Origin of the sequence: Amycolatopsis panacis, assembly GCF_003600245.1 — a bacterium.
Taxonomy (GTDB): Bacteria; Actinomycetota; Actinomycetes; order Mycobacteriales; family Pseudonocardiaceae; genus Amycolatopsis; species Amycolatopsis sulphurea.
In genome coordinates, this window is the sequence record NZ_QZFV01000014.1 from 1 (window position 1) to 8864 (window position 8864).

The 8864-nt window shown below is 70.8% G+C and carries 7 protein-coding genes; 6 read left to right on the forward strand and 1 reads right to left on the reverse strand.

Features of this window, described 5'->3' with window-relative positions:
- Positions 1-143: 143 nt before the first annotated feature.
- Positions 144-1364 (reverse strand): acetyl-CoA C-acetyltransferase, encoded by a 1221-nt coding sequence (locus D5S19_RS01315; RefSeq protein ID WP_120021494.1) that lies wholly within the window; start codon positions 1362-1364, stop codon positions 144-146.
- Between the two features lie 121 nt (positions 1365-1485).
- On the opposite strand from D5S19_RS01315, the gene D5S19_RS01320 reads away from it, so the two are divergent.
- From D5S19_RS01320 to D5S19_RS01345, 6 genes are all read left to right on the forward strand, one after another.
- Positions 1486-2400, forward strand: a complete 915-nt coding sequence (locus D5S19_RS01320) for a pentapeptide repeat-containing protein (protein ID WP_120021495.1) — start codon at positions 1486-1488, stop codon at positions 2398-2400.
- A gap of 355 nt (positions 2401-2755) precedes the next feature.
- Complete coding sequence (locus D5S19_RS01325; protein ID WP_120021496.1) at positions 2756-4126, forward strand: cystathionine beta-synthase; 1371 nt, start codon at positions 2756-2758, stop codon at positions 4124-4126.
- Positions 4127-4239: 113 nt separating this feature from the next.
- Positions 4240-5793, forward strand: a complete 1554-nt coding sequence (locus D5S19_RS01330; protein WP_120021497.1) for a hypothetical protein — start codon at positions 4240-4242, stop codon at positions 5791-5793.
- Positions 5794-6025: 232 nt separating this feature from the next.
- Positions 6026-6541, forward strand: coding sequence for a hypothetical protein (locus tag D5S19_RS01335; RefSeq protein ID WP_233573655.1), 516 nt, complete (start codon positions 6026-6028; stop codon positions 6539-6541).
- A 108-nt stretch (positions 6542-6649) separates the two neighbouring features.
- Positions 6650-7450: a hypothetical protein gene (locus D5S19_RS01340; RefSeq protein ID WP_120021498.1), complete on the forward strand. Its 801-nt coding sequence runs from the start codon at positions 6650-6652 to the stop codon at positions 7448-7450.
- Positions 7451-7531: 81 nt separating this feature from the next.
- Entirely contained in the window at positions 7532-8689 is a 1158-nt protein-coding gene (locus tag D5S19_RS01345) for a cystathionine gamma-synthase (RefSeq protein ID WP_120021499.1), read from the forward strand.
- Positions 8690-8864: the final 175 nt, after the last annotated feature.

Genomic DNA, 8864 nt, shown 5'->3' on the forward strand with positions numbered 1-8864 from the left:
TGGCGTGCGCCGGACCGGTGTCGGGTCCGTGAAGGGACCCTTCACAAACTCAGAGTCCGTGAAGGGTCCCTTCACGGACCTCTACACCGACTTTGCCGGAACCCTGGACTCAAAGGCTGTGAAGGGTCCCTTCACGGCTTTTCTCAGGAAAGGCGCTCCAGCACCATCGCCATGCCCTGGCCGCCGCCGACGCACATCGTCTCGAGGCCGAACTGCTTGTCGTGGTGCTGCAGGGAGTTGATCAGCGTCGAGGTGATCCGCGCGCCGGTCATACCGAACGGGTGGCCGACCGCGATCGCGCCGCCGTTGACGTTCAGCCGGTCCAGCTCGATGCCGAGGTCCCGGTAGGACGGGATGACCTGCGCGGCGAACGCCTCGTTGATCTCCACCAGGTCGATGTCCGAAATGGACAGACCGGCGCGGGTGAGTGCCTGCTTGGAGGCCTCGACCGGTCCGTAGCCCATGATCTCCGGGGACAGCCCGGTGACGCCGGTGGACACCACGCGGGCCAGCGGCGTGAGGCCGAGTTCCTTCGCCTTCGTGTCGGACATGATCACCACGGCCGCCGCGCCGTCGTTGAGCGGGCAGCAGTTGCCCGCGGTGATCCGGCCGTCCGGGCGGAACACCGGCTTGAGCCCGGAGACGCCTTCGAGGGTGACCCCTGCGCGCGGGCCGTCGTCCTTGGCGAGCACGGTGCCGTCCGGCAGCGTGACCGGGGTGATGTCCTTGGCCCAGAAGCCGTCCGCGATCGCCTTCTCGGCGAGGTTCTGCGAGCGGACGCCGAATTCGTCCATCTCCTCGCGGGTGATCCCCTTGAGTCGCGCGAGGTTCTCCGCGGTCTGGCCCATCGCGATGTAGACGTCCGGCAGCCGGCCGTCCTCACGCGGGTCGTGCCAGCTGTCCGCGCCGGTCTCGGCGGTGGCCTGGGTGCGCGCCTCGGCCTCGGCGAACAGCGGGTTCTGCGTGTCCGGCCAGGAGTCCGAGCTGCCGTTGGCGAACCGGGACACGGTCTCCACCCCGGCGGAGATGAACACGTCGCCCTCGCCCGCCTTGATCGCGTGCAGGGCCATCCGGGTGGTCTGCAAGCTGGAGGAGCAGTACCGGGTGATCGTGCAGCCGGGCAGGTGGTCGTAGCCCAGCTCCACGGCGACCGCGCGGCCCATGTTGAACCCGGACTCGCCGCCGGGCAGCCCGCAGCCGAGCATCAGGTCGTCGATGTCGGCCGGGTCCAGCTGTGGCACCTTGGCCAGGGCCGCGCGGATCATCTGCACGGCGAGGTCGTCCGGGCGCATGCCGACCAGCGAGCCTTTGCCGGCGCGGCCGATCGGGGAGCGGGCGGTGGAAACGATGACGGCTTCGGGCATGTCGGGACACTTCCTCGGGTCAACGGCACTAAGCGGTTGCTCAGTATATTGCCGCCTCCGGGCCGGTACGGAAAGGCGAAGGTGACCCATCTCCCGGCCGGGGCATGGCAGGATCGCCGCCGTGCTTCCGTCCAGCCGGGTATTGACCACCCGCACGATCGCCTGGTGGGGCGCGGGCATCGTGCTGCTCGCCTGCCTCGCCGCCACGGTGCTGCTCCTGCTGCTCGGTCAGGGCAGACCGGAGGACACAGCCCGGCTCGACGCGCTGCGCACCGCGGCGAACGTCGTGGTCGGCACCGGTGGCGCGGCCGCGCTCCTGCTCGCCGCCCGGCGGCAGCGCTCGGCCGAGCTGGACTTGGTGCAGAAGGACCACGACGCCACCCAGCGCCGGATCACCGAGATCTACGGCAAGGCCGCCGATCAGCTCGGCAGCGACCGGGCGCCGGTCCGGCTGGCCGGGCTGTACGCCCTCGAACGGCTCGCGCAGGACCATGGCGAGCAGCGGCAGACCATCGTCAACCTGATGTGTGCGTACCTGCGCATGCCTCACAATGACGAAGCCGAAGAGATCCAGGTGCGCAAGGCCGCGCAGCGGATCCTGATGCTGCACCTGCGCCCGGGGACCGCGCCGGAGCCGCTGGGGTCGTTCTGGCCGGACATCGATCTGGATTTCTCCGGTGCCCACCTCGTCGCACTCACTCTCACGCATTGCCGGATCCGCTCGATCGTCTGCTACCAGACCAAATTCTTCGAATTCGCCGCGTTCCGGGGTACCGAATTCGGCACGAAAGCGGATTTCAACCAGGCTGTATTCCTGGAACGCGCGGACTTTCGCACCACCACCTTCGGCGACGAGCGGGAGAATTTCCACGGCGCGAAGTTCGAGAAACAGGCCGAATTCGGCGTCAAATCGGCGGCCCGGCTGGACGGGGCGCTGGCTCGGCCGGGGCACAAGCGGGTCTGGCCGCCGGGCTGGGAGGAGCGGCCCGGCGCGGACGGCTGGGCGAGAATGGTCCGATCGGGCGTTCCCGAATAGCTGTGGAACCACTAGGACGTTCGGCGCGTCCGAAAGAAAAACCGAAAGCCGTGGAGGTGAACCGGCCATGACCGTCAGGCAATGGCTCTTCCTGGCTGTCGCCCCGTGGGAATATTCCGATAAGGCGACGGCACGTGGCGCCGGGACGAATCTCCGGGACGGGATGGCGGATCGGCGTTCGGCGGCCCTCGGGCCGATCCCGGTGTAGACGCGCGGCTTGGTGGCTGCCCAGGTCCTCGCCGGGAGGCCCGACCTCGCCGAGCACCGCCCGCCCGGCCCGACGCGCACCCGGAGAGACCCGGTCGCCGCGGCCGTCCGCGCTGGACAGCCCCGCCGGGCCGTTTAGGCTTCCGGTGTGGAGTACGCAGAGCACATCGTGGACCTCGTGGGCAACACCCCGCTGGTCAAGCTGAACTCGCTGACCAAGGGCCTCAAGCCGTTGGTGCTGGCGAAGGTCGAGTACGTCAATCCGGGCGGCAGCGTGAAGGACCGCATCGCGTTGCGCATGATCGAGGCCGCCGAGGCCTCCGGCGAGCTGCGGCCCGGTGGCACGATCGTCGAGCCGACCTCCGGCAACACCGGGGTCGGCCTGGCCATGGTCGCCCAGCGCAAGGGCTACCGGTGCGTGTTCGTCTGCCCGGACAAGGTGAGCGAGGACAAGCGCAACGTGCTGCGCGCCTACGGTGCCCGGGTCGTGGTGTGCCCGACCGCGGTGCCGCCCGAGCACCCGGATTCCTACTACAACGTCTCCGACCGGCTGGTGCACGAGATCGAGGGCGCCTGGAAGCCCAACCAGTACGCCAACCCGGAGAACCCGGCCAGCCACTACCACTCCACCGGACCGGAGATCTGGCGCCAGACCGACGGGCGGGTCACCCACTTCGTGGCCGGGGTCGGCACCGGCGGCACCATCTCCGGCACCGGCCGGTTCCTCAAGGAGGCCAGCGACGGCGGCGTGCGCGTGGTCGGCGCGGACCCGGAGGGTTCGGTCTACTCCGGCGGCACCGGACGGCCGTACCTGGTGGAGGGCGTCGGCGAGGACTTCTGGCCGGAGACCTACGACCGCGAGGTAGCGGACGAGATCATCCCGGTCAGCGACGCGCATTCCTTCGACATCACGCGCCGGCTCGCGACCGAGGAGGGCCTGCTGGTGGGCGGTTCCTGCGGGATGGCCGTGGCGGCGGCGCTGAAGCTCGCCGAACGGCTCACCGAGGACGACGTCGTGGTGGTGCTGCTGCCCGACGGCGGCCGCGGCTACCTGACCAAGGTGTTCAACGACAGCTGGATGTCCTCCTACGGTTTCCTGCCGCCGGACTCCTCCGGGGCCACCGTGGGCGACGTGCTGACCCGCAAGAGCGGCTCGCTGCCCAGCCTCGTGCACTCGCACCCGAACGAGACGGTGGCCGAGGCGGTGGCCATCCTGTCCGAGTTCGGGGTCAGCCAGATGCCCGTGGTCAGCGCGGAGCCGCCGGTGATGGCGGCCGAGGTGGTCGGCGCGGTGAACGAGCGCGCGCTGCTGGACGCGCTGTTCACCGGCAAGGCGCAGCTCGCCGACCGGCTGGAGACGCACATGTCGCCGCCGCTGCCCACGATCGGCGCAGGGGAGCAGGTGAGCGCGGCGATGAAGGCACTGGAGAGTGCCGACGGCGCGCTGGTCTTGATCGACGGCAAGCCCGCGGGCGTGGTCACCAGGCACGACCTGCTCGCCTTCCTGGCGGGCCGGTAGCCGGACCTGCGGTTCCCGGGTCGGGGCGTCCTGCGCGCGCCCCGGCCTGCGATCCGATAGCGTGCGTCCTATAGAACGTTCTCGCGTCGTCGTCAAGGGGGTTCAAGACCCGCATGAGTGCTCCGCAGCCACCGAACGAGTCTGAGGACGGCGGCCGGCAGCCGTCGCCGCAGGACCCGTCGAGTGGTCCCACATCGCAGCAGGACAGTCCCTTCGGCGCGTCGGAGCCGACCCAGGTGGTCCAACCGGGCCAGCCGCCGCAGCCCGCCTCCGGCGGCGTCTTCGACGACACGCCGGAGCCGACCCAGGTCGTGCAGCCCCCGCAGCCGGGTGACGCGAACGCCACCCAGGTCGTCAACCCGGCGGGCGGCACCGAAGGCACCGCGGAGTCGACGCAGCTGGTCCCGCCGGGGCAGCAGCCGGCCATCCCGTACGCCCCGCCGCCGAGCGCGGCGGACAACCCGGCCGCGCTCGGCGGGTTCGGCCAGCCGCCCGCGTTCGGCCAACCCGGTCAGCCCGGTCAGCCCGGCCAGCCGGGCCAACCCGGTCAGCCGCCGCAGGGTTTCGGCGCGCCGGGAGGGTTCGACCAGCCGCAGGGCTTCGGCGGACCCGGTCAGCCCGGCGGTTTCGGGCCGCCCGGCTTCGGTCAGCCGCCCGCGTTCGGCGCACCCGCGGGGGCGGGTGGCGGCAACCCGGTGTTCGGTCTCGTCGCCGGCGGCGTGACCGCGCTGCTCGCCGTCGTTTCGCTGATCTACTCCTTCCTCTACATGGGCAAGGTCAGTGACTACTCCGCCTATCTGGACACTGCGCCCAGCCAGGCGGACTTGGACAAGTTCTACGAGCAGTCCGGGCTGTCCAGCCCCGGCACCCTGTGGATCTACGTGATCCTGGTGCTGGTCGGCGCGGTCGCCGCGCTGGCCGGTGGGGTCGGGCTGGCGCTGGCCGGACGGCTCGCCGGGATCCGCAAGTTCGTGCCGATCGCGGTGGCGGCGGGTGGCCTGCTGGTCGCGGTGTTCTCCGTGCTCCTGATGATCGGCACCACGATCAGCGGTCCGCTGGCCGACAAGCTCAAGCAGCTCGGTTCGACCAGCGACACCATCGCTTCCGGTATGGGCCTGCTCACGGTGATCCTCGGCGTCATCATCCTGATCGTCGGGGTGCTCGGCCTGATCCCGGCCACCGCGCAGTACGTCGGCCTCGGCAGCGGCCCCTCGGACGGTCCCGGGCAGTCCGGTGGCTTCGGCCCGCCGCCGGGCGGTTTCGGCCAGCCCGGCCAGCCCGGCCAGCCCGGCCAGCCGGGTCCCTTCGGTCAGCCGGGTCAGCCGAGCCCCTATGGCCAGCCCGGTGGGTTCGGTCAGCCGGGCAGCGGCGGGTTCGGTCAGCCGGGCGGGGCCAACCCGGCCAGCGCTCCGACGCCGCAGCCGGGCTACGGCCAGCCGGGTGGCTACGGCCAGCCGGGCCCCTTTGGTCAGCCGGGTCAGCCCGGTGGCTACGGCCAGCCGCCGCAGCCGGGCTACGGTCAGCCGCCGCCGGGTGGCTTCGGCCAGCCGGCGCAGTACCCGCCGCCGGGCGGCCAGCAGCCCCCGCCGGGCTATGGCCCGCCGCCGCAGCAGCCGGGTCAGCAGGGTCCGGGCCAGCCGGGCTACGGCCAGACACCGCAGTGGTGAGCCGCTGAAAAACCCGCGAAGGGCGCCTCCTCAGGGAGGCGCCCTTCGTCGTTCGCGGACCATTTCCTGGTGAAATGCACAATGGTGGTTATCCCGATCTTGCTGCGTTCCGACAGCCGGGGGAATCGCCGCCGGATTTCCCGGCCGGGCGCGGTGGCCGGGCGGCAGCGGGGATTTTCCGGGTTAGGGTGAGCGCCGATCGTCCCCGCCTTTCATCTCGAGGAGAGCCACGGTGCGCGGATCCACCGCCCGGCAGGTGCCGCGGAATCGGTACCCGGACAGGGAATCGCGGCATCCCGGCCGGGGCAGCGCACTGGCCGCGGGCCTGCTCGGGCTCGTCGCGGCGGTGGCTGCCGGTTATCTTCCGGTCACGCGATTCATCGATATTCCGTTCGGATTCAGTCTTGGTGATCTTTCGCCGTGGACACTGGTGGATCTCGGCGCTTATCTGGGTGCCGCGCTGGCTTTTCTGGTCGGTTCGCTGGCGACCTTCTTCCGCGCGGTCACCGGTGCGATACTGCTGGTGCTCGGCGCCCTGCTGGCGATCGGGGCGATCCTGCTCGAACCGTTCCTCGGCGCAGGGATCACCTACGCCGAGTACTTCCGCGCGGTGTTCCGGCTGGACGGGTTCGCCGCGCTGGACCACGCGGTCCTGATGGTCGCGGCACCCCTGGTGCTGCTGCTCGCCATGCTGCCCTCGACCTTCGGGCATCTGCGGTTCCGGGCCCCGGCGCTGCCGCTGGACTGAGGCTTCGCCGGCCGGACCTGCGAAATTCGCCACGAATGGGGCGACGGCCTGGCACGATACGGGGACCGTACCCGCGGCCGGCGGGTCCGCAGCAGCCGAAGGATTCCCGTGACCGACCCCCAGCAGCCGCACGGCCAGTACCCCTACTCCGGTCAGCCGGCGTCCGGTCCGCAACCGTATCCGGGAAGCCGGCCGACCCCCGCCCAGTCCTATCCGGACAGCCAGCCGACGCCCGGCCAGCCGTTTCCCGGCAGCCAGCCGACGCCCGCCCAGCCGTACTCGGGCAACCATCCGATGCCTGCGCAGCCGTATCCCGGCGGCCAGCCCATGCCCGGCCAGCCCTATCCCGGCAGTCAGCCCATGGCCCCGCAGCCCTATCCCGGCGCGCAGTTCTATGGCCAGATGCCGGGTCCCTACCCCCAGCAGCAGTACCCGCCCTATCCCGGCGCGATGCAGCCGAGGCCGAACGGCGCGACCGCGATCATCGCCGGGGTGCTGGCCGCCGTCGGCGGGGCGGTGGCCCTGTTCGGCGCGATCGGCGGGGCGGTCCTGCTCGGGCACCGGGGCGGGCTCGGCTACGGGCTGCTGGCCTTGATCGTGAACCTTGCGCTGGCCGTCCTGCTGATTTTCGGGGCGACCACGCTGTTCCTGCACAAGCCGGCCGGCCGGTTGTGCGTGATCGCCGGGTGCGGGCTGGCGATCGCCTACTCGATCACCTCCGCCGTGCTCGTCTCGGTCGGGGTGAGTTCGCTGCGCGGCGGGTCGGAGCTGATCGGCTTCGGGATCGCCGGTGCGCTGGTCGCCCTGATCCCGCAGGTGGCGACGCTGGTGCTCGCGCTGGTGAAGCCGACCGTGGACTGGGTCTCGCAGCCCGGACCCAGTGGGTATCCGCAGCAGCCCGGATGGTGAGCGGCTTTACCAGCCGCCTCTCCCTCCGGGAACCCGTCCCACCTGACGGGAATATCCGGGGTGGATCGTACTCTGGTCCATATGGCCCACGATTACTCCGCATTTGGCTTCGAGACGCGCGCGATTCACGCCGGGCAGCAGCCCGACCCGCGCACCGGCGCGGTGATCGTGCCCATCTACCAGACTTCGACCTACGCGCAGGACGGCGTGGGCGGCACCCGCGAGGGCGATTACGAATACTCGCGGACCGCGAACCCCACGCGCACCGCGCTGGAAGAGTCGCTCGCCTCGCTGGAGGGCGCTCGCCACGGGCTGGTCTTCGCCTCCGGGATGGCCGCCTCCGACGCCGTGCTCCGCACCGTGCTGCGTCCCGGTGATCACCTGGTGCTCGGCAACGACGCGTACGGCGGCACCTTCCGGCTCATCGACAAGGTGCTGAGCCTGTGGGGCATCGAGCACACTGTCGCCGACCTCGGCCGGATCGACGAGGTGCGGGCGGCGATGCGCCCGGAGACCAAGCTGATCTGGTGCGAATCGCCGACCAACCCGCTGCTCGGCATCGCGGACCTGGCCGCGCTGGCCGGCGCCGCGCACGAGGGCGGGGCCCGTCTGGTGGTCGACAACACCTTCGCCACCCCGTATCTGCAGACCCCGCTGGCGCTGGGCGCGGACATCGTCGTGCACTCGACCACGAAGTACCTCGGTGGCCACTCCGACGTGGTCGGCGGTGCCGTGCTGACCAACGAGGACGAGGTCCGTGAGCAGCTGTTCTACCTGCGCAACGCGGCAGGCGCGGTGCCCGGCCCGTTCGATGCCTGGCTCACCCTGCGCGGGCTGAAGACGCTGGCCCTGCGGATGGAGCGGCACAGCGACAACGCGGACCTGATCGCCCGCACCCTGGACCGGCACCCGAAGGTCACCCAGGTCTACTACCCCGGCCTCCCGGACCACCCCGGCCACGAGATCGCCGCGAAGCAGCTGCGCCGCTTCGGCGGCATGGTCTCCTTCCGGGTCGCCGGCGGCGAACAGGCCGCGCTGGACGTCGTGTCCCGCACGAAGCTGTTCATCCTGGCCGAGTCCCTCGGCGGCGTCGAATCCCTGATCGAGCACCCCGGCCGCATGACGCACGCCTCCACCGCGGGCTCGACCCTTGAGGTCCCCGAAGACCTGATCCGGCTCTCCGTCGGCATCGAGGACGGCCAGGATCTGCTGGCCGACCTCATGCAGGCGCTGGGCTGAGCGGCCTCCCCGTCGTAAAGGCCGTGAAGGGACCCTTCACAGCCTCAGGGTCCAGGGTTCCGGCAAAGTCGGTGTAGAGGCCTGTGAAGGGACCCTTCACGGACTCTGAGTCTGTGAAGGGTCCCTTCACAGACCCGAAACCGGTCCGGCGCACGCCACGAGGTGGTCGCACACA